This is a genomic window from Suilimivivens aceti, from assembly GCF_025567405.1.
GTDB classification, from domain to species: Bacteria; Bacillota; Clostridia; order Lachnospirales; family Lachnospiraceae; genus Suilimivivens; species Suilimivivens aceti.
The window spans coordinates 1-23,611 of sequence record NZ_JAOQKJ010000015.1; the positions used below are offsets into that span (position 1 = coordinate 1).

The 23,611-nt window shown below is 38.0% G+C and carries 21 protein-coding genes; all 21 read right to left on the reverse strand.

All coding sequences use genetic code 11. The features are described 5' to 3' along the window. Positions 1-69 precede the first annotated feature (69 nt). Positions 70-438 (reverse strand): IS66 family insertion sequence element accessory protein TnpA, encoded by a 369-nt coding sequence (gene tnpA / locus OCV77_RS14275; protein ID WP_262575666.1) that lies wholly within the window; start codon positions 436-438, stop codon positions 70-72. A gap of 303 nt (positions 439-741) precedes the next feature. After that, complete coding sequence (locus OCV77_RS14280; RefSeq protein WP_262575733.1) at positions 742-1,545, reverse strand: SGNH/GDSL hydrolase family protein; 804 nt, start codon at positions 1,543-1,545, stop codon at positions 742-744. Between the two features lie 253 nt (positions 1,546-1,798). Then, a complete protein-coding gene (locus OCV77_RS14285) occupies positions 1,799-3,220 on the reverse strand; it encodes a glycosyltransferase family 2 protein (protein ID WP_262575667.1) in 1,422 nt (473 codons plus the stop codon). A 4-nt stretch (positions 3,221-3,224) separates the two neighbouring features. After that, entirely contained in the window at positions 3,225-4,628 is a 1,404-nt protein-coding gene (locus OCV77_RS14290; protein WP_262575669.1) for a lipopolysaccharide biosynthesis protein, read from the reverse strand. A 457-nt stretch (positions 4,629-5,085) separates the two neighbouring features. Beyond that, entirely contained in the window at positions 5,086-6,222 is a 1,137-nt protein-coding gene (locus OCV77_RS14295; RefSeq protein ID WP_262575670.1) for a polysaccharide pyruvyl transferase family protein, read from the reverse strand. Between the two features lie 1,093 nt (positions 6,223-7,315). After that, positions 7,316-8,089: a glycosyltransferase family 32 protein gene (locus OCV77_RS14300; protein ID WP_262575672.1), complete on the reverse strand. Its 774-nt coding sequence runs from the start codon at positions 8,087-8,089 to the stop codon at positions 7,316-7,318. Between the two features lie 102 nt (positions 8,090-8,191). After that, positions 8,192-9,277: an EpsG family protein gene (locus OCV77_RS14305; protein WP_262575674.1), complete on the reverse strand. Its 1,086-nt coding sequence runs from the start codon at positions 9,275-9,277 to the stop codon at positions 8,192-8,194. A gap of 18 nt (positions 9,278-9,295) precedes the next feature. Next, entirely contained in the window at positions 9,296-10,300 is a 1,005-nt protein-coding gene (locus OCV77_RS14310) for a glycosyltransferase family 2 protein (protein WP_262575676.1), read from the reverse strand. Beyond that, on the reverse strand, positions 10,278-10,961 hold the full coding sequence (locus tag OCV77_RS14315) for an HAD hydrolase-like protein (protein WP_262575678.1): 684 nt from the start codon (positions 10,959-10,961) through the stop codon (positions 10,278-10,280). Before OCV77_RS14315 ends, OCV77_RS14310 begins: the two co-directional genes overlap by 23 nt. 8 nt (positions 10,962-10,969) lie before the next feature. Further along, positions 10,970-12,151, reverse strand: a complete 1,182-nt coding sequence (locus OCV77_RS14320) for a hypothetical protein (RefSeq protein ID WP_262575679.1) — start codon at positions 12,149-12,151, stop codon at positions 10,970-10,972. Between the two features lie 237 nt (positions 12,152-12,388). After that, entirely contained in the window at positions 12,389-13,459 is a 1,071-nt protein-coding gene (locus OCV77_RS14325) for a glycosyltransferase (protein WP_262575681.1), read from the reverse strand. Between the two features lie 184 nt (positions 13,460-13,643). Beyond that, on the reverse strand, positions 13,644-14,465 hold the full coding sequence (locus OCV77_RS14330) for a transcription termination/antitermination NusG family protein (RefSeq protein ID WP_262575683.1): 822 nt from the start codon (positions 14,463-14,465) through the stop codon (positions 13,644-13,646). 249 nt (positions 14,466-14,714) lie between these two features. Continuing rightward, positions 14,715-15,602 carry an Rpn family recombination-promoting nuclease/putative transposase gene (locus OCV77_RS14335; RefSeq protein WP_262575685.1) on the reverse strand — a complete coding sequence of 296 codons (888 nt, stop codon included), beginning with the start codon at positions 15,600-15,602 and terminating at the stop codon, positions 14,715-14,717. Between the two features lie 407 nt (positions 15,603-16,009). After that, entirely contained in the window at positions 16,010-16,561 is a 552-nt protein-coding gene (locus OCV77_RS14340) for a hypothetical protein (RefSeq protein WP_262575686.1), read from the reverse strand. A 126-nt stretch (positions 16,562-16,687) separates the two neighbouring features. Further along, entirely contained in the window at positions 16,688-17,485 is a 798-nt protein-coding gene (locus OCV77_RS14345; RefSeq protein ID WP_262575688.1) for a class B sortase, read from the reverse strand. Between the two features lie 28 nt (positions 17,486-17,513). After that, a complete protein-coding gene (locus tag OCV77_RS14350) occupies positions 17,514-18,653 on the reverse strand; it encodes an LCP family protein (RefSeq protein ID WP_262575690.1) in 1,140 nt (379 codons plus the stop codon). Positions 18,654-18,696: 43 nt separating this feature from the next. After that, positions 18,697-19,569 carry a hypothetical protein gene (locus OCV77_RS14355; protein WP_262575692.1) on the reverse strand — a complete coding sequence of 291 codons (873 nt, stop codon included), beginning with the start codon at positions 19,567-19,569 and terminating at the stop codon, positions 18,697-18,699. A gap of 11 nt (positions 19,570-19,580) precedes the next feature. Further along, complete coding sequence (locus OCV77_RS14360) at positions 19,581-20,444, reverse strand: polysaccharide biosynthesis tyrosine autokinase (protein WP_262575693.1); 864 nt, start codon at positions 20,442-20,444, stop codon at positions 19,581-19,583. 53 nt (positions 20,445-20,497) lie between these two features. Beyond that, positions 20,498-21,253, reverse strand: a complete 756-nt coding sequence (locus OCV77_RS14365) for a YveK family protein (RefSeq protein WP_262575695.1) — start codon at positions 21,251-21,253, stop codon at positions 20,498-20,500. Positions 21,254-21,326: 73 nt separating this feature from the next. After that, positions 21,327-22,049 (reverse strand): CpsB/CapC family capsule biosynthesis tyrosine phosphatase, encoded by a 723-nt coding sequence (locus tag OCV77_RS14370; protein ID WP_262575696.1) that lies wholly within the window; start codon positions 22,047-22,049, stop codon positions 21,327-21,329. A gap of 141 nt (positions 22,050-22,190) precedes the next feature. Continuing rightward, positions 22,191-23,342, reverse strand: coding sequence for a tyrosine-type recombinase/integrase (locus OCV77_RS14375; RefSeq protein WP_262575697.1), 1,152 nt, complete (start codon positions 23,340-23,342; stop codon positions 22,191-22,193). Positions 23,343-23,611: the final 269 nt, after the last annotated feature.

The following is a 23,611-nucleotide window of genomic DNA, read 5'->3' on the forward strand; positions in this document are numbered from 1 at the left end:
CCTTCCATGCCTCTGCGCAGATCCGTGTATCCGGTGGCAAGATATATTTTCTGAAATCCAGAAGCATCATTAAGCATGGCTGACTGCTCCTATAAGGTTTCTGAGAAACTCCGCTGAAGCGTCATTATAGATATCTATGGTGATTCCGCTTTCTGTATGAAGTGCTGCAGCCACAGGGGAATGTGTAGGAGATACGTTAGCCGGTATACTTTCTGTAGGTGCTGTGAGTTCCACGAAGGAAGGAGATGGATCACAAAGTTCCAGACATGCCTCCCTGACTCGACGCAGACGATAGTAATAATTCGACTTTGTGATGCCATGTTCCTGGCACCAGGCATCGACTTTCATATCAGAGGGACGATTCTGGCAGTCACTGATCTGGTCAGCCCACTTCTGTAGGCGGATCTGTTCTGCAACTAAACTGGTTTGAGTGTTCATAGTCTAACCTCCTGACCCTGGTCAAAAAAGTTGAGTGCTGAACTTTTTTGACTGTGTGTAGTGTGAGACTATTATGGCAGATAGGTGAGGCTATTGACAGGTACTTGCTATGGAGCATTTACGGTTTCTTTTCTCTTCTTGCCATAATAAAAGGCCTCCTATGATTTATATTTTATCATAGAAGACCTTGCTGTTATTAGCTATTTACAGAAAAAGTTTCACACACTCCTATTGACAGGTACTTGCTATGGAGCATTTACATTCACACAAGTGGTTAGGTTTAAAAAGTTCTGGAAGTTCACATTACCAGCTAAAACACATCCCCTGAAAACCATCTGCCTGCTTTTTTGTATCAAATACCACTGCAATATTCTGCTTCACGGTGCATTCTTCGCTGACCACCATGATATGCCTCTGAGAAAAATCATAATCAAAAGTTACTGTCGGTGACTCATATAATTCTCCGTCCACATAAATATCTGCGTGATTATCTCCAGATTCATATGTGTAATCAATACCCAGCACACCAACAGCTTCTGTATTCAATAAAAATGTAGTGTCACTCAGACGTTCAAAATCTTTTTCCGCACTATACCAGGAAAAACGATCAAATTTACCTACCTCCGCATTTACTGCTTCTACCTGCTTCATTTTCCCTGTGGCATTCTTTACCTGAGCATCAATACATGCTTTTACAGTTTCAAAATATATCGCCTGCCCTGCATCATTTGGATGCACCTTATCCTCTGTCAGATCATCATAACTTATATCTGAATTATGAAAAGCAGCAATCGTATCCGCTATCGGAATTTCATAATGACAACACAAACTCTGAATTATGGTCATTTTTTCTGTATACTCACGCTGTGATGATTCTAATGTGGATATAATCGAACAATCCGAATATTTCCTTTCAATCGCCCGGATAACTGCTTCATAATTAGTAGAAAATCCTTCCAAAGCATCATTCTGCCCATAACAAATGATTGCAAGATCATAATCAACACCATCATTTAATGCCATCGTTCTTACATAGCCTGCATACGAGGTATTTCCTCCCATAGATACATTCGTTATATATACTCTTTCCCGATAGGTTTTCTGCAGATATGACTGTAATAACGTAAATGTGAATTTCCTATAAAATTAACTCTCGAAGATTACTTTCAAATAAGCTGTATACGGCTTAATAATTTTAAAAAATGCCTGTTCCATGTCTTTAACAATCACTTTGTCCATTAAATCTATCATTTTCAAGTTTTTCTTTTTTGCTAAATCCATTTAATGGTAATTTTTTCTAATTTCATCAGAACTTTTGGTTAATCATACTCCTAATTCTGTCTTGGAAAGCATCAAAAAATTATTCATTTTCTAATACAACTTCATAACATTTTTGAAATTTGTATTCATCATTCTTGTCTGTGTTTATATTTATTCTATGCAAAAACTCAGCACCTTCTTTTGATTTTATTTCTATAAAGTACTTTTTTTTATCTTTAAAGAGCACTATATCATCATTCAAATCACCCTCCTTCACATCTATGTTATCATTTAAATTATACAATTTTATGCCGTTATTAAATGTAGTTGAAGTTTCTCCTCTATGAGCACTTGCCATCTGTATATTTGTTATAATATTTTTTTGTTTTTTTGTTAACCTTTTTTTCTTTATTCTAAATTTTATTTCATATTCGTCAGAAATATTAATCAAAATATCGCCCTTTAATTCTTCAAATGATATTATTTCACTAGTTTTTTTTAAATTCATTTTCATAATATCCCATATTATCAAATCGCATACAGTTGGTAAATACCCTATTTCCCTCATGACAATAAGTTTTGTTCCAAGTACAGGAATACAACTTAATATCAAACTTTTTATCTTTGCCCTTGTATCAATATCTACCTTTAATGGATATAAAACATTATGGTGTAAGTTATACACACACCTTTTAATTTCTTTATTTTGAAATTCCGCTTGTCCGGAACGATATAATCCATAAAGGATGCTTGTGTTATATTCTCTATAATGGTAATTCCAACTTGCTATTAATCTAGAATCATTTGGATTTAAAAGTCCTCTTTGATATTCCATAGCCTTTAATCCACAATGCCAACTACTTAAATTAAATTTCCGAACAGCACTTTCAGGATTAGTCACCTGGTGGTATCTTTCAAGATTGCAGACACCCACATATTCACACTTAATAAAACATTCAACATTGAATGTCATTCCTTCAGCAAACCAAAATTCTGTATGAAAGGTTATATTATTCCTTTTCAAAAACTCTTTCTTATATATTTTGTTCCAGACAGCTACTCCTATTTTCCCTAAATATAACTGTTCTATGGCTTTAACTGATTTAATCCTTTCCTTTTTAATAGATTCAGAACTCGTCCTATTGTTATCTACCAAATATCCATATGACAGTGCCATATCTGTTCCTAGTTCTTCTATTACTCTTACAAAATCTTCTACAAATCTATCGTCAATCCAGTCATCACCATCAACGAAAATAATATATTTTCCATTCGATACAGAAATACCGTCATTTCTTGCTGCAGATACCCCCTCATTTTGCTTATGTAATACAACAATCCTCTGATCTATTAATTTTAACGAATCAAGAATTTCTCCACATCTATCAGGACTTCCATCATCAACTAAAATTATTTCAATATTTTTATAAGTTTGTTTTGTTATAGACCTAACACATTGTTCTACATATTTCTCAACATTATATATTGGCACAATTATTGAGACTAAATTTTCCTCATACATTTTTCTACCTTCTTATGACTTTTCTTGTCACCAATTCTATATCATTTCTGTAAAGTACTACTATAACCAATAAAGTGCAAATCTGTAATAAATATAACATTACATTTTTATCTATAATAACCATAACAATGGCCTGCATTACAAGCAGTGCATACGATAATAAATCTCTCTGCAAGAAAATCTTCAGTTTGATATATTTAGTAACATTAAGATAACGTATTAACCAAATTATGAAATAACTAATAGTTGTAGCTACTGCTGCTCCCATAACACCAATGATTGGCGTCATTGTAAAATTAAGAATCCCATTAATTATTGCTCCTATAATACTAGATTTAGCAAGTATTTTAGGTTCTTTAACGGCAGTATAAATACCTCCTATATATCCAGCCATTGCTCCAAATACAATTGCTATCGTTAACCAGGGCACATATATCCAAGCATTATAAAAATCCTTTGCATATAATATCTTTGCAAGTACTTTATCTCCCACAATAATAACTGAGCATAAGAGTGTCATAATGCAATTATAAGAAGCATACATATTTTTAAAAAAACCATTTTTATCTTCTGGATCAAAATCTTTTACAGCTGAAAGCGTCCATGCCTGTGAAAAAATACTTTGAAAAACGTTCAGAATAGTCGGTATTTTAGAAGCTACTGAATAGATTCCATTTGCAGCCAGTCCGCAAACCCAAACCACTATATATTTATCTGCTGCACTATTTACCCACCAAGAAACAGTATTTGCAATTAATGGCTTACTATAATCAAGTAGTTCTTTTTCTTCTTTTTTATAGTTTTTTTTAAAATTAAGTTTTTTTAAAGCAGAATCCTTAATTATGAGATACACACATTGAAATGCTGGTCCAATTATATTTGCAATAAAATATCCTTCCAATCCCCATTTGAAAATCAATAAAAAAATAATATTGCATCCTATTGTAATTGCTGAAGTTATAACACTCGATATAGATAAGTCCGAAATCTTATCTATCCCTCTTGTATATCCTAAAACAATACCGGAAAGTGCCTGAACCCCAAACATAAGTACAAAATAAATCCCGTATTTGGCAAATATTATATTAATATTCAAAACAACATTTACTAAGATTAGAGAAATCAAAAATATACAGCTTCTAATAAAATATTTAGCACTGATAGTTACAATAGCGCTTTTATCATAATCTCTTTCAAGTGCATACCTTGATACCCCATCAAAAATATTCAAAGTCAATATGGGCACCATAAGTGACACCGTTGTGCTAAATAAATCATATGTACCATATTCCGTTGTTGTAAGAACATTTGTATATAATGGAACTAAAAAAAAAGCCAACAATTTGGTGGCAAAATTGCTAAACGTTAATAATCCGACGTTTTTAATAAAATATTTATAGCTATTCATATTTTAACCATTTAATGACCTTTTTAAATAATTTTTCATTTTTTTCTTTCATCATAAAATAATGACTCTGAATCCCACTTTGGTTATCTCTCAAACTCAAGTGAAATATACAGATCCAAAATGCCCTTGCATATTTACTCCACTTAGAAGATCTATTTTTCTATTATATTTTGTATTTCCATTTCAACTTTATCGTTTAAGCAGTCAAAAATTGAGTTTCTAAAAAAGAAAAAGTTTAGTACGAAAAGAGTCAGCAAAAACAAAATTTGCATTATTTATTAATGATTCATAATCATATGGATCAATATCTAAAAATTCATATTTACTTAGCTAATCATACTGTCATGCATCATATTATAGTTCATTCCTCCGGCAAATACACTGCGAATTTAAATTGGCCTCCCCTTCACATTGTATGTTTTCCTATGAACACACCTCCGTGCATACGCAACATCTACTACAATTCACCTTTATACTCACCCCTGACACTTTTCAATAGAAACTCTTTACTCTTCTCAATCTCATGCTGAAGCATTTCTATATGAGGCGCATAATTAATATCTGGCAGTTCTTTAATCTTTCTAGTTCCAAACTCCAACTTACGTTTTTCTAATCCTGTCATACTCAATAAATTTTGAATTCTGGAATTTGTGCACGTAATCGGATTTTCTCTATATCTCAAAAAAGAATAAAACTGCTTTCTGTGAATAATCGAAAAAACTGTAATATGAAATGAGTCCGTTATGATGTATTGCGCATTTCGTATCAATTCCAGCAAATCTTCAAGTCCTGCATCTGCATGTCTATCTCCTATCTGGTAATATGATAAACCACTATAAGGTACAAATACATACTTCATCTTTTTTTGATTTGCAAATTTTCTCGTTGCATGAAAATGATCCAAATTGCCTTCGATAAAAAATCCAAGCACATATTCTTCCTTAGGTGCCTCTCCTGTAGGGGGAAAAATTAACACCCAGTCATCCGAATCCAATAATAAGGTTGGATCAACAACAACGACTGGCTTATACTTAGAGTATGGCTCTAGCAACTGAACTGCACTTTTTTCTCTAACGGATATTACATCAAACTTTGAGATACTTCTTTTTATCTCCCGTTCAACTTCATCCAAAATTTTTGTCACTCCCATACTGGGCGCATAGGATATTCTGTGAGTCACCACTCCTTCATAATCAGCATAATAAAAGCGATGATACCAATTCGGATTCCATATTTGATCACTCCCACTGATAAGCAAATCGAAAGAGTTAAATACCTCAACTAAATCTTTTTCATTTTCACATCGTCTGGTAAGAACACAATTTTTCTGAACAGCTCTTTCCAGTTTTCCGTTTCGAATTGCCTTTTCTTTTTTGAAGAAAACTCGCCGTGCAAATCTCTGAGCCCACTTCTCAGGGAAAAATTCTATTCTCTCAATAAATGTTCTGCGATTCTTACTATATTTTGATTCAACTTCACAATTAACAAGTTCAACTTCATATCCCTGTTTTCTTAAATAATACTGCAACGCAATCGCCTGTAAATTCGTTCCATAGTTAGGTCCTGTAAACCATGTAATAATTCCGACTCTCATTCTCTTCCACCACCTGTTATCCTAGCACTGCTTCATTTCTTTTCCTATAATTGACATCAGGTCTTCTGCGTATAGCACCACAATAACCAAAAATAACCCTTCTTCTATCCATACATTACAATGCCATTCTCAAATAATAATACAACTGATTGTACCGTTATATTGAACAAACCATATGTTCCATATTCTATAATAGTAAGTATATTTGTATATAGCCGCCCAAGAAAATACTCAATATCAAAAGCACTATATTCTTAAAGAGGTACTTATATCGATTCATTTATCATTTTCCTTCGTCTTTATCTTTCCAAACCTTTCTTATCTTAATTGGTATATCCTTAATATAATCTTTTCATTTAGCAAGAGATTATCAATCAAAATAAAGTATTTTTCTATTTGATTTCTTGATTTCTAAATATCACACACTTTAACAACAATAGTGCAAAGCAATTAGATAAATATAAGCAATGTACTTCAACCATAGAATATAGTGAAAATGTCAGAATAAGGATTGCTGCTCTATAATCTTTATATTTTTTTCCAATTTTATAAAATCCAATGGAAATCAAAAAGAAATAAACAATTCCGATACAAACGTAAAAATAAATATATAAGCTGTCTATCGTATAATTTCCAAAATTAAACAAACTATTCCATTTGTGTAACTTTGTAATAGGCTGCCCACAGAGCGATAATCCATTGTCTTGTATCGCCAAGTAAGCCATAGCTAACTATAATCTCCAGTTTGCAAACATGTAAATACTATGAGTACACACATCATACACTCAATTGCCAAAGTCCGTAGATTATTTTTTGTTGACTTCCTCAACTTTAGTATTAGCACTAACACTCCAAGAACTGGAATTAAGTATTTACATGCATTAATTAATATAGTCCACGTACCAAATATCATTGATGATTGTAAAATGCTTGAAATGCACATCAATAATACGCACAGCTTTACTATCCCGGTTTCTCTTATTGCCAAATTATACATTGATCTATTTATAACTTTCATTATTTCTCGTATGATAATTAGGAAATTAATTATCGTGCATTTCCCTTCCTTTAATATTGTAGTTCAATACAATTTTCACGGTTGTTCTCTTAAAATTTGCTTCATTTTCCTTTTAATAATAATTATTTTATTTGTCACATTCGCCCCTAATATTTTTTGCAGTTTTGCCTTAAATCTGGAATACCCATTTTGCCATGATGCAGTATAATGATGAATTGAGCATGTGTTATTTGTAATAGTAATTTTTCCCGTAAATTGATTCATCGGGCAAAAATACTCCGGTGGATAAATATATATGCCATCTATATATTCAATATCTCCAATTCCTTTAAAACCGTTTTCTTTTAAAATTTGCGTTGTATGAGTAACTACCGTTTCGACATTTCCTTCTTTGAAGTCAAAGACTATATTTTCATAATAGTTCAGTATTTCTTTGTACAGGCCAAGACCAGGATTGGCTGCAAGGCCAAGACCAGGATTGGCTGCAAGGCCAAGACCAGGAGCCACTGAAAAAATGTTATTTCCTGCTTCTTCACATCCCATAAATGGTCCTTTATCTATAAGTCTTTGAAAATTCTTTATAACCTCTACATCTGTGTCAAAATATAGCCCTCCGTAATTATATAAGATCCAAAACCTAGCATAATCCGATACAAATGCCCATTTCTTTTGTTCATAAGCTTTTTCCACATACTTACAACAATGGATATCGAAGTTACCTTCATTCCATTCTTTTACTTCGTAGTCTGGAAAATACTTTTTCCAAGAGCTTATACATTCTTTTGCAGCATCTGGCAATCCATTGCCTCCAAACCAACAATAATGTATTGTTCGGCTAATTTTATTCATAAATCTATCCCCTAAATCAGCATATCAAACCAACATTAATAATATAAAAACAGTAGTCAAAATCTTTTGCATGTCATTTTTATTTTTCAAATTATAATGTGTTTATCTTGCAGAATGCATGTAATCAAAATAATAATTGTACGGTAATGCATTATACCATTCATTCTGAGACATTCCCCAATAGGTTACCACTGTATACATCACTATAAAAATAGCAGCAACCCCCCACCTTATCTTTTGCTTTCTTACTTCGTTCAAAAAAGCAGGAATATATATAATTTCAAATGGCAGAAAATAATATAACACACGCCAGATCAGCGGTACTGATATAGACAATAGTGCCACACACAATGGTAAAATCTGAAAGCTCATCATCCTCTGAAAAGCATCAGAAACATTTATCTTCTTCCAGGCGATATAACCATATGATATTAGTGAAATCATAGATGTGAACAATATTGCAGATGTCTGTGTCTGTGCCTCATACTCTATCGAAGTAATAAAATATTTATACCTCGTATAACTCAACAGCATCGTCACAAGCTTATATGCCAGATTTCCTCCTAACACTACTCCTATAGCAATCATACATGCTTTTTTTAAATCAATTTTAATATTTCTAACAAAATAAACAGGAATCATTATCAAGGCTGAATAATGGAATAGAAAAGCTGCAGCAATAGTAATTATGTACTTTTTAAATTTTCCATCAAATAAATAGGCGTACGCAAATACGACTATTGCGACCGCAATATACTGTCTTAATGCATTATATGAATCAAAGTAAATGCCACTAGCAAAAAAAAGAAATACCGATAACAATGGATTTTTAGATTGCTGCCAAATAGCATTATAAAAAAAGCCGCAAATAACTAATGCAATTAACCCATAGGTCAAAAAATACTTTCCATGCCAGACTACACCACAAATCTTAAGTAAAAGCCAAAAACCAATTTCCATACTTTTCAATGAAGAAAAAGATGTTGTTAAGCTTCCTGATTGTTCAGCTAATTTCATCATTCGAAGATACATCAAATAATCAGCACCGTTATTATATCGTAGCATTGCAACAATTGCTGGAATCATAACCGCTATAACCACGGTAAAAATCCGCTGTTTTCTTTCCACATGCAATGCCAGCCAAGTTAATAACATTGTTGCCAAAATCATAGGTACATACACTTCCATATATCGATTATCACCTCCTCATGCAACAGGATGTTTCTTTTTATAAATCCGGTAAAACACTACATATGCAGGAAAAGAAAACGCAAATAAACAAATTTGCATTTTTCTCACTTTAGATATATATCCACAACTCCAAACTTTTTTCATATTTTCTTTTGCATATCTTTGAACTTTTTTCCTCGTATTTGTATCTTTATGCCCAGCTACAATCATCATATTAACAAAAACAACTTCCCATGTAATTTTTGCAACTGTAATATTAGGAACTTTTTCACCGTATTTCAAATGAATGTAATCATATTCCTCCTGAATTGCATTATAAAGATCATATGTTTTTTTATTAAAACCGCTATGTCCAATAGATCCCTTCCTTTTTCGATAATGGTACAAGGATTTTGTGCAATACACAATCTTTTCACACTGATCTATCAGTTTATATGTTGTAAATTGATCCTCAAAAAGTTTACCTTCTGGACAACGTATACTTGTCCAAAGATCTCTTACATATAATTTTCCACACACACACGGAGTTAAATAATCATTAAACAAAAAACAGTCAAGTGCCTGTTCCTTCGTGTATACAAACTCTTCGCCGCAATGCCTGCTTACAGAGCATGACCCATCCTCATAAAAGCTTTCTGGTGATGTGCAACTCATTTGTGCGCCTTCTACAATGAGACGCTTATAAAGCTGCTCTATCATGTCATTCGAGATCCAGTCATCACTGTCTACAAAAGTAATATATTCTCCTCTGAAAATATCAATAGCTGAATTTCTTGCACCAGATAAGCCCTTATTCTTCTGATGAATCACCTGGATTCTGGAATCCCTCTTTGCATATTCATCGCACATTTCTCCGCATCTGTCTGGTGACCCGTCATCTATCAAAAAAATTTCCAAATTTTCATACGTTTGACATAAAATACTATTAACACACTCTTCAAGATAGTTCTCAACTTTGAAAACGGGAACAACAACAGTAATAAGTGGAAGTTCTGATTTAGTTTTTATTACTTCTGTCATTTTCATCACCCTTTATTTTCATTTCTTCCACAATCTTTCTTCTGACCCATCCAATCGCATTCTTCTTGGGTATTAAAATGGAATGTATTCCAGCTTTACGTGCCCCTATTAAATCTGCTTTAGGACTATCTCCAATGTGTATAATATCTTTCTTATTGATATGCTCACTATTTATAAGCTCTCCAAACAATTCTGATGTGACTTTATTCTTATTATATTCACATGATATGTACAATTTTTTATATCCACGAATATTACATGTCCTCAATATATTTTCAATACAATTTGTTGTCAAATACATATCCGAAACCAAAAAAACATTTCTATTTTCAGAAATACAACGTTGATAAAAGGAATATATACTTTCTTTAACGTGTATATGCTTTTCCTCTATCCTTAATTCCGCATCTCTTAAATCATTGCAGAGCCTATCTCCTCCTTGATATTCACGATAAATATCTCCTATTGTCACCTCTTTTGATATGCTTTTTCTTCTCGCTTCTTTTTCAGCTTGAATTCTTTTGTTTCTAAAATTTAGCTCGCCTGTTTCATTTTCCACAATTGAAAAAATATCCAAAGGATCTAATACATCTCGTTCAATCAAAGTATCAAAAATATCAAAACTTATATTTTTATATTTATTTATAATACTATTTTCCAACAATTTATTCATTTTTTCAGTAATTTATATATCCAGAAATAAGGAAAAGGTACCTTAAATACCGATTTCATGAATCCATTTTTCCATGTACTATTACATAAAGCATGTCGAAATTCACAAAAACTATATTTATATAATGGTTTCTGACTTATATAATACTCCTTTGATCCATCAGTATTGTAAAACGGTGAGAAAATCTTAATTTCTTTCAGTGTAGGCTTTACACCTAACTGTATAAGCTTATATGTTAGCAATTTATTTGACATTCCATAATTTTTGTTCTCTGTCACAAATTTCAAAGCGCCATTTTGAAGTTCAATGATATATCTTTGGATTTCAGGACTCTGCTCATATTCATAAATACTTAAAACTGGCTGGATTTTTCCTCCAACTTTTTTGTATCCACAGGTCGATCCTTCCAGACTTTGGAATAGCCTCTCTAATCCTCCTGCAAAACAAAGAACTTTTTTTCTTAATCTTAAATCATCTTCATCATATAAAAAGCCGTATGTATTCCCACTCAATTCCTTATTCGGTAAAATACCGACATAGAATCCGACAAGCTCCACATTTAAACTATGTTCCTTTAAATAGGTTTCCAAGTAGTATTGCATACTGCCTTTCCAGCCTATATCAACAATTCCAACTTTCCCGAATATACCGATTTGTTTTAAATATTCGAGTAGCAGCTCATCCTGTTCAATAGAACGCTTATTAATCTCATCTTGTAAATCATAAAACACTCTCTTAATCTGATCATTTATCGCAAGACTAATCACATCAAAATCCTGTTTCAAATCCAATGAATACTTCTCCGTAAGCCTGATCCTTTCCACTTCATCAAAACCATAATATTCAAGCAATCCACCAAAAGAAATATATTTTTCCGCACTTATATACTTAAGACTATCTTCAAAATCTCTGCACCGATGCAACAATGCCTGCCTTATACTTTTTCTTGAGAAATATACATACTTTTCGTCAACCTCCTCCTTTCCCACTAATTTAAAAGCCTTTTCCATCATGTATCCGTCTCTAGCAAAAAAAAATAATTTGTCTATTTTATTTTTTCCTACCTGATTATTCAACCATCTGGAAAAACCAAGCAAAAATGGACCAAAATATATTCTTCCAAATTCATAATATGTATTAATTCTATTTTGACATTTTGCAGTTGTTACTTCATTCATACTATTCCTCAACAACAATCAGATTTTTTTCAAAGAGTTATGAAAAAATATAATACATATAAAACAATACAGAGTACAGACATTGGCAATCAATCTTTCAAAATATCATATTGCTTTATAATATTTTTTGAGTGATATGATTGTTCTTTCATAAGCATTAATATTATATAATCGCATATAATTTTTCTTATTTTCGGTTTGTTCTATTCAAACGTTTCCAGAAAATCATTTTATTTTTCATACATTCCGCTGATATATTGCTATATACTGTTGTGCCATAACCTTTGCATTATACTTTTCTTTTACATCAGCATATGCATTAGTAACCACATCACACATTTCTTCCTTTTGGATCTTTTGAATTACCTCTAAATAATCATCAAAGCATTTACACACAAACCCGTTTTTTCCACTATGTATAACATCCCTGTTTCCAATAACATTACTAACTACACAGGGCTTTTTCATATACATTGCTTCTAGAAGTGAAATTGGCAGTCCCTCCCATAAAGAAGTCAAAAGGAATGCATCTCCATCTATTGAATACTTTAAAGCATCCTTATGCTCAACCCATCCTGTTACTTTTATATTAGGAGCTGTTAATTCATTCCTTAATTCTCCATCTCCGATCCATAAAAACTGTGTTTCCGGCATAGCTAATGCAATTTGGTTAAATAACATAGGATTTTTCTGGTAGCATATTCTCCCAAGTGTAAAAACTGTAAATACATGCTTTTCACTCTTTTCAGATCGATCCAATAAGTTTTGTGCTTCCCCTACATTGATACCATTACTAACATATACTGCCCTCTTGTTCAGTTTTTCAGATTCCCTGTGCTCGCCTTCGCTACAACTGATTGTTGTACATTTCCTTTTTGCACATACTGTTTCAATAAATTTATATAATTTTCTGTTAACTGACTTAAAATCCTGCATCAAGAAGCTATAACCATGTGGTGTATAAAAAAGTGGTATCTTTTTTCCATTAAACGCAATTCTTCCCAAAGCACCTGCTTTCGATGAATGCAAATGAATTATGTCCGGTTTAATCTCTTTAGCTATTTTTTTTAATTCAAACAGTGACTTAATATCACTGCATGGATCTATTGCTCTTTTAAAATTCTCAACTTTAATCAAATGAATCCTTTTGTCAAAATATTCTTTAAAATCTTTGGGTGTCTGTTTTCGAACTGCATACGCAATATACATATCATAAGAATTAACAAGTTCATTAGCCAAATCTACAATATAAGTAAATACACCGCCGCCCATTGCCTCAACTATAAATAAGATCTTTTTTCTTTCCATTTTCATCCTCATAAGTATTTCTGCTATATCTTAAATATATTTTGTTCAGGGGCCTATTTTCTTAATACTGATATCGTTCAGCAATCATAAATTGATATTCAAAACAGGTGACCCATCCCTCGCAAATCCCCTCGCTGTCTACACAAATAATTGCCAGTTCATAAAACGGTCACCTGTAATTCTTCTATTCTTCCATCTTCCGGCGTTCCTCTTTTTCCACATCATCCATACTCATCTGTACCGGGATCAGCTCACCAAACAGCGGTACGGCTGCCGTTACACTCCGGCATTTTTCATCCACTGAGATCACCTTAAGAAGCCCATCTCCATAGATTCCAGTGGTATTGACTACATAATCCCCTTCTGTAATCCCACCTTCATGCAAATATCCCTGTCCTGTGCTGACTTCTTTCTGTGTATCAGTTCCTGAATGCCCTGAGTTTTTCTTCTCAAGCCGCCTTTTCTTCGCTTCCTCCAGCCACGGAATCGCCGGATCCTTGCTCGACCACAGACCGAATTTCAGTCTTCTTTTTTTACCAAGAAATGGCATTTCCACAATAGCTCTCCGGTGAGGCAGATCGATTTTCACGATATATTCCTGATAGTCTGCCAGCGGACCTGCCACAAACGTGATCCGTCCATTTGCATTTCTTTCTATATAGCTTACACGCATAAGGCCGTCCCAAAGGACATTGTCAAGGAACTCTTCCTCCTCCCTATGAATTGGCCAAAAACGCTTGCCTGTCTGATCCTCTTCAGAAAGCAGTATTGTAAGTCCAGGAACCTTACGAAGCTCCTCATAAATATCCTCAGGTCTGTCCGTTTCGATAAAGAGATAGCCGCCAAACATCTTCCGGATGCTGATATTGCCGATGCCTTCCTTTCGCCAGACATCCTCATATAATGGGACAAAGCACCGCCTGAACAGTGCCCTGTCCATCCTTTGGTTGATCCAGGTACAAACCTGCTGTTCTTCTCCGTTTACTGTCTGAATTACATACCACATATCCTATCTTCTCCACTCCTGTTTTTGACATAGCTTCGCCATCACCGGGCTTTGCCGGTTTCTTTTGCTCCGCTATGACTGTTCAAAAGCTTCAGGCAGCGTATACTACTCAGAAGATTCTTCACTTTTTATGCAGAAAATCTGCCACCGGATCTCTTTTGTATTTTCTGGTACAAAAAACTCCCGGCATAAGACAATCACATATCTTACACCGGGAGCACCCGTTTTCTTTTCAGCTGTATTCTGCTTTTACCAGTAGAGCTTCATGTTTTCTTCGATTTCACTGTCAGGAAGCTTCAGTTCCCTTCTGATACTGTCTGCCGTATCCTGATAGCTTATATGAAACCGCTTGCAGGTACGGATCATGGCAGGTATCACTTCTGCTCGACCTTCAATCCTTCCTTCTCTTTTTCCTTTTCTGATATACTGGTCAAATAATTCACACATACTGATTTCATCCTCCTCTTTTACATTCATTTCCTGAAGTATAGCCTCTGTGTCCTCTACGTTTTCATCTCCGGAGAGTACCCTCAGCAGCTTGATAAGAGCCTCCTTATGTACCACCTTCTGTTCTGACCGGTAATCTTTTCCTTCTGCAAGATAATCGACCACGATCCTCATGTCACTCTGAAACCGTTTTCTTACTTTTTCCGGCAAATTTCTGAGTTCAAATACATGGAGCTTCAGATCATCCACATAAGACATTGTCTTAGCCGGAAGTTTCTTGTCCCGAAATATTTCATGGACACTTCTGTTTTCATTCCATCTTCTCTTTCCCCAGTAAAGAACCAGCTCTATCACTGGGAATCTGTTCTGTGTCTTCTTTTCATACTGCTCTCTGTAGATGCCTCCAATATAGCCAGCTTTGCGAAGCAGCATATCAGGATCCTTCTTCGTCTGATTAGCAAAGAGATACACAGTCCGTATCTCTCCGTCAGCCATGTCATACTTTGCGATATCCTCCAGCTGATTTCGCAGCTTTTTCTCTCCCTGATACAGGGTTTCCGTTGGAGATGCCAAAAGGTTTTCTTCCTTTATCTCGTTCTTTCCCTCATACAGAAGTACATTGAGAATATCGGCTGCCACATCTGGATACGCTTCAAAATTCTTCGTTACAAGATCATTGGTACTTTCCATTCATTTCTCCCTTCCTCTGGCGGAAGAGAAAATGAACGCCCCCTGTTATTTCAATCTCTCCGCCTGTTTAGTTGTGTCATAAGTGAATCTCTGGCGAAAAGCCTGAAACTACATGATATGATTTTTCTGATAGAAACACTATATCATATATACTCACGCTGTGCAAGGAGTTTTTTGAACATTATTTCGTTTATTTTTCAGTATTCATCTCGATGTAAGATATGCAATTGTCAAGGTTCTGGCAAGGACAGCCGTCTGCCCATCCTTCCTTTTATATCAGCCAGAGGCTTACGCCCCTGACTGACGACCACACCCGGAAAAATAATCATGCATGATTACTTTTAAATCCCATTATGCAGCCAGGTTGAGAATGCCTGGCTGCTAAAAAACACTAATACCGGATTGGATTACTGTGCTGCAGGAACCTCAATAAAGGCAAGAGTTCCGTGGCTTGTCATATCGACAACTACGTGATCCTCTCTGATCTCTACAACCTTAACCTCAACCCATGCACCGTTTACCTTCTGGTAAACCTTGATGCTCTGGCCTGCCTTCACGCCCTTCATGTAGAAGTTAACCTGAGCAGATTCGAACTTGCCGACAACTGCTTTGGTTCCAAATACAGAAAGAACCTTTCCGCCAAGCTCAGTAGCCTGTGCCTTTGCATCCTTAACAGTAGCTGCATTAGCCTTTGTTAAGAAGAAAATTACATTACTGGGGGCTCCGTTAATAATAACGTGTCCACCCTGTCCTGTCGGAAGTGCATCCGGGAGTCCGGGAGTCTCAACAATTGCATTGTTGGTATACTCACCGACTGACTTACTTTCAGCTGCTGCAGCTGCTTCTACTGTTGCAGAAACGCTGGATGCAACTACTGCTGCAGAAGGTGATCCTGCTGCAGATACAGTCATACCGCAGAGCATTGCTCCGATCAGGGTACATGCGATAAGCTTTTTCATTGGACTGTCTCCTCCTTTCTTTTCAGCAAAAAGCCGAAAGCCTGAGTGTGGTTTTATATCATCACCGTTTTACCGGTGTTGATACCTGCATAGTCTGTACCTGCATCACAGGTTACTGTGTTATTTTTATTCAACAACTCTGTCTATAGTTCCTGCAGCATCTCCCACAAGGGCTGCGATCACAACAAACTGTTTATCTGAAGCTGCATCCTTCTTGGTCGTAAGGGTGATCAGGAAATTGTATGGACTTACCTCTCCAAAGCTTTCCCGCAGGTTCATTCCCATGACACGGGTTCCATACAGATCATCTATAAACTGCTGGCATCCACTCTGATAGGTAAAGTCATAGGTTCTGATCAGACTGGTATCCTCTCTTTCATAGGCTGCAAAGATCTCATAGGTCAGAAGATTGCCATCGATATAAATATAGGCATATTCATGCTTTTCAAAAAAATCCGGATCCGCAAAATCGTATAATCCTGCAAAGGGTGCAGCTTCGCTATCTCCCCTTCCATGAATAACTGTGTTGAAATCACACATATTTTTCAGATTGGCAAGCTCAGTATACAGAGCGCCTGCAGCATTATCCCTGCCATAGGCATCTCTTGTTTCATAATAATCATCTGCCTCTTCACTCTGCAGGATGGGATCATCGATCCCGGTTCCCGGTATATAGAGCCAGCCGAAAATATCCGGATTTTCTGCCTGAAGGGCTGTGAAGTCAATCTGGGAATCGGAAGCGCTTTCACCAGCGATCCCTGTCTGCTTCTGATCTTCTGCAGACTGTCCCGCATTCTCCGTCATTTCCGTATTTTCTGGATTTTCTGTTTCTGCTGTATTCTGGTCTTTGCCGGCACACCCGGTCAGCAGGCTGCTGGCCAGTATTATCCCGGCAAGTCCCAGCGTTAAAAATTTTCTTTTCATTCTGCTTCCTTCTTTATGTATAATGCTTTTACTGCTCCACCGGCTCATAGAAAATATTCAGGATCATTTCATAAAGAGCATCCTCATCCGGATAGAACTCTTCAAATTCATCTCCCATGACGGTTTCTCCCTGCATCATGTAAAAGCTGTTTTCATCAAAGCTGTAATCCACAAGGATCGGCGCAAGGTATGCCACCTCGTCTGCGGAAATATCCGTTACCATCTGCGGCACCACTGCCTGATACAGATCAAGGGCTACTGTGATATCCTTCTTTGCTGCCGACCTGGCTGCCTGTACATAGGCATTCAGGTACTGCTTCTGTCTGGCAAGCCGCATATCCGCCGAGCCAAACACATTCACATCCCTGGCCTTCACATACCAGAAGGCGGCTTCTCCCATCAGATGCACCTTGGCATCCTTTTTCAGGGAGCTGTCATACTTCGTCAGATCATCAAGTACTGTCACATCCACACCCCCTACCGCATCATTTATGGTCGGGATCGCACTCATGTTGATGGCGGCATAGCCATGGATCGGCAGTCCGTAAAACAGTCTGCTGACTGCTTTTTTCTGATATTCACAGCTTTCCTCTACACCATTTCCAAAGCCGTGCTGGACAGTGATCTGTGCCTTTTGGGTCGTCACATAGGCGCCGCTATCATTATAAATATCCACATCTGCCATGGTGTTCCGGTTGATGCCGACGATTTTAAGCGTCTTATCATGAGGATTCATCACTGCCAGAAACAGGGCATCTGCCTGGCCGCCCTTTGTCCCTTCTTCTACTTCCTTCACATCACTCTTCTTATCAATTCCCATAAACAGGAAGGTCCTGATATCTTCGTTGTAGGCATAAATGCTGCCATTATACTTCACCCAGCCCTCCTGCCACTTCGTTTCTTCCTCTTCCGTCAGTGTCTCCGATGCACGGACCAGGTTCAGATCCGGCGCAGCTTCCTCTGCCTTGCTGGTAAGGCTTTTTTTACCGACCGCGCGGACGATCTGGAAGGCTGACACGATCAGGGCTGCCACTGCTATCAGTTCAATTACAATTGTGAACGCCAGTTTTTTCTTTCTCTTTTTCTTTTTTGCTGCCACATATTCAGGATCCAGAAGATATTCCTTTTCCTGATTGATCCGAAGATCCCGTTTTTCCTTTTTAGTCATGTCTTTGCTGTCCTCTTATTTTCCCAGTGCCTGCCGCTCTGTCCTACTGCACCTGTATCGTGATCGGCACCGCAGCTGATCTGTTGCCATCCGAATCCTCTGTCTGGACCGTCACTTCATATGTACCCGGTTTATTGACATCATATTTACTGACCTTCAGGTTCCTGAACAGGGTTTCATAGCTGTCCTTGTCATCCCTCAGGGTTCCGATCAGATTCACCCATGCCGGTGAAGAACCAGCCGCTACCTTCACAGAATTCTGCTTCAGGCTGAGTACCGGTGCTGCATCATTTGTTTTTGGTGCTTCCGCGGGCTTCTGCTCTTTCACTGCCTCCTGTTCCGGCTCTGGCTTCGGTGTATTCTCCGGTGTTCTGGTCGGTCTTGGTGAGGCTGTAGGTGACGGGTTTTCTAAAGACTCCGCATCCTCTGGCTGTTCCTCATTCTCTGCATTTTCAGAATTGTCCGTTTCATTTTCCTGATCCGCTGAAGCATCAGTATGTTCAGCCGTCAGGCTGCTTTCCGATGCAAAGGCTGCATCATAGCCTGCCTGCGTCAGCTGGTCTGCCAGCTCTTCGTTTTCTCCCTCCAGGGAAGCAGGGAATACCTTGGAGCACTTGGCGACATTGCCGGCTCTGTCACTGACTGCGAAAAATACAACTGCTGTATTTTCTGCCGGATCCGTCACGATCTTTTCCACAACGATCCGGTCTGTGATATCACCGTCTACATTGTCCCTGGCTGTGATCCCCTCCTTCAGTTTTTCCTCATCCATTCCTGCCCGGTAAACAACCTCCGCTGCCTGGAAATCAAATACCGGCTTTGTTTTATCCTGTCCTGCAGAAAGGATGATACAGACAACAGCCAGTGCTATATTCAACACTACAAGAATAATTCCGATCACTTTGCTCTGCTTCATACTCTGTCTTCCTAAATGTCCTCAATGAATTCAATGTCTTCTGGATCTTTACCTGCCTCTGATATTTTCTGAGCAGCTCTTCCTTTTTCAGGATCCTCTACCATATCATCCCGGAACTGGCGCACCTCATTCTCCAAAGAGCTCTTCTCCTGTCTGGAAGCCGTTTCAGATCCGTAGTTTCCATAATATTTTCCATAGTATTTGCCATAATATTTCCCGTAATGGCCATAATAGCCCTTCCCATTCATGTCCACCTTATTCAGGACTACACCAAGGATACGGCTTCCGGTCTTATCGAGCTGTTCCTTGACCTTCTGGGCAAAGCGGTAGCTGATGGCATTGCTCTCGATGACAAGCACTGTACCGTCACAGCTCTTTGCGGCAACAGCCGCATCGATGACACTGCCAAGTGGGGGTGTATCCACGATCACATAGTCAAAGGAGCTTCGAAGGACATTCAGGATAGAGCGGAACTTTTCTCCTCCAAGAAGCTCGCTGGGATTTGGCGGTACCGGTCCGGAAAAGGTGACATACAAATTTGGAACATTTGTCTCACACATAACCTCCAGATAGTTGGCTTTTCCGATCAGGCAATGTGTCAGTCCCTTCCGGACAGCACCTGTCTTATACCGGCCGACAAGGACACTTTTTCTCATATCAGCGTCGATCAGCATGGTCTTGCTTCCTGCCTCAGCAAAGGCTCTCGCCATTTCCATTGCCACACTGGACTTTCCTTCATTCGGGGTGCAGCTCGTAACTGCGATCACCTTCACATCCCCGCCACAGAATTCAATATTGGATCTGAGTGTCTTAAAGGCCTCCCGGATCCGGTAATCATTATTCTTTTTTTCAAACTGTAGTTTTACATTCTGCATGTTTTTTCACCTTGTCATCTGGTCATTTTCGGCTTCACTGTTCCTGCCCTGTGTCAGTGCTTTCTGCGTTTTTTCTTCTTATTCTCTGTTTCCTCTACTGCGACCGGGATCAGTGCCAGTGTACTGAGTCCCAGATATTTCTCCACATCATCACTGGTCTTGATCGTATCATCCATAAGATACTGTATGATCACAATGGCACTGACGAGAAGCACACCGATGATCCCTCCGATCAGGCTCCATTTCACTACGCTCGGTCCTGCCTTTTCAGTGGGCATGTTTGCTGTCTCCACCACATTTACCGCCTCTATATCCATTACGTTCTGGATATGGCTACTTGCAGCCTCCCGGATGGCATTGGCGATATTCATAGCCATTACAGGGTCTGAATCCTCTACCGTGATCGAAACGATACGGGTATCTGTCGGCGTAGATACACTGACCTTTTTCAGCAGCACATCATAATCCATATCAAGCGCCAGCTCCTGGATCACCTCCTCCAAAACATACCGGCTGTTGATCAGCTCCGCATAGTCCTTGGTCAGCTGGCTGCCAAGCTGTACATCACTGTAGGTCACTGTAGATTCACTTGTCTTATTCAGGATATAGATTTTGGTGGTGGATTCATAAGTCGGAACCAGTACGAATTTGCTGAAGGCAAAGCAGGCAAGTGCACAGAAAAGTCCGGCACTTATGATCAGCCAGATCCTGCCAAGAAGTATCTGGAAAACCTCCAGCAGATCGATCTCTATCATGTCATCATCATTTCTGCCCGCCACAGAGGTGTTTGTTTGCATTTGTTGTTCCATAGTTTTCTTTATCTCCTGTATATTCTGCCTGTTATCTACTTTTCCTTCGTCAGGTCTCTCTTTGTCCGGAAGCTTATATATATTCATTCTGGACGAGCTTCATTGGATTCTCATAAAGCAGCTCCCGTGTGTAATCTTCTCCAAACTTTTTAACCAAAAATCTGGCACACTCGCTAAGCTCCGGAGCTCTGTTTTTCGTATCATGGGCATCCGTTGCCACGAAATGGACCGCTTTTCTTTTCAGCAGACCTCTGGTAAACATTTTGATCTGCAGACCATAGCATCCCATAATGCTGCCTGCATTTACCTGTATGTAAGCTCCCATGCCAGTCAGCTCCTCAGCCCGGTCAGCTTTGCCGGTCATGCAGCGGTATCTCTCCACATGTGCCAGAACAGGCCGGAAGCCCTCTGCCAGGAACTGGTACAGACCATTCCTGATATATTCAAACTCATCCATGGGATTAAATTCCACAAGTACATAGCTGCTCCCCGCCATGGTACACAGCCTTCCCTCAAGTGCCTGTGAGACAGCTTCACTGTGATAGTAGATCTCGTTTCCTGGATAAAGCTGGATCTCTATCTTCTCTTCCTTCAGCTTTTCTTCTATCTCACTGATCAGCCGCCGGATCGTAGCCGGTGATGCATTATGATGCATGGGTTTATAATGGGGTGTCAGGATCATTGCCCCGATCCCGTTTTTCTCTGCGATGCGAAACATTTCCATGCTTATTTTAAAATCCCTGGCCCCATCATCAATGCCAGGCAGCAGATGGGAATGAATATCCATATATTTCATGCCGTTTCACCTCGTCATGTAAAATATGTTTGCTGTATATTTGTTCCATATATCGTAAATAATATTTTTCGTAAAATTTCTTATTTTGCGAAATGGCTGGAAAGCATAGAAAAACAGGACGGTTTCCCGTCCTGCTGACCATTATTCTGACGTGTTATAGGATAAAGGCGGATACTGCATTTCTTCCGGTAGCTTTGCTGTAAAAAGATTCATTAACTGCTTTTTTCGCTGCATGGTAGAGTGGACATACAGATTCATGGTGATCTGGACATTGCTGTGTCCCAGGATTTCACTGAGACTTTTGACATCGAATCCCATATCGATGCATCTGGTGGCAAAGGCATGTCTGAGCATATGAAAATGAAAATCCTCGCTTTGGCATTGCTTAAGGATCTTTGAGAAACGGTACTGCACAGTCCTTGGCTCTGCAAAGGGTTTCTTTTTTCCGCGGATCACATAACAGGGATCCGGCTGCCTGTATTGCTTCAGGAAAGGAAGCAGTACAGGCGGCAGGGGAATGCTCCGGAGGGAGGTCAGGGATTTGGGCTCCTGCAGGACGATCTCTGTTTTTCCTGCTTCGATTTTTCCTGATGTCCGCTGCATGCTTCTTTTGATAGAAAGAACGCTTTCCTCAAGGTCAATGCATTCCCATGTGAGGGCACAGAGCTCCCCCAGTCTTATACCCGTATGAAAAGCGATCAGAATCCCAAGGCAGGTATCGTCTTCCGCATGTGTGATCAGGTAATCCTCCAGCCTGTGGAGACTGTTTTCCCCTGGAAGCTGGAGCTGCTTTTTCTTTTCTGTGGATATTGGATTTTCAGGCAGTATCATATGATAACCATATTTTTTCCTGGCATAGGACAAAATTGTCAGCAGAAGTGCACAAATGCTTCTGCTGTAGGTAAGAGACAGAGAATATCCTTTTTCGGCTGAACGGAGACCTGCTGCGAAGCGTTCCATTTCCCTCTGTGTAAATCTGGTCACTTTGATATTGCCTGTCTGTGGGATAATATGTGTTTCAATGATATTTCTGTAGGCTGCTATGGTGGATACCTTCAGATAGGGATCCCTGTCAGTCAGCCAGATTTCTGCTGCAGCCTTTATCTCAAGATCTTCGTAATTGTTCAGTACCCTTAGCAGCTCCCGTTCCTGCTCCATTTTCTGTTTTGTTTCCTGATAGGTCTTTCCGTAGACGGAATGGTATTTTTTTTGATGGGAAGGATGCTCATAGGGAATCCTCCCCTCCCATCTTCCATCTTTTCGTTTGTAGATATTGGTACCTCTTCTGGGCATTTGGTAACTCCTTTCCTGCTGACCATAAAAATGACGGTTCATAAAAAATTAGTATTGGATAATGCCCTTGAAATCGGTGTTTTTCAAGCTCTGCCAGTTATGTATTGCTAAAAAAACAATTAAAGTTCATATTGAAACATTGATTTTATGCAAAATATATTGTATATTAACCTTTGTATCAATAGAAAGCATTTTCCGTATCGTAAAATATTCCCGCTTTGATCTTCGCAAAATAAGAAATTCCATGAAACAATTTTGAATGTGATCTT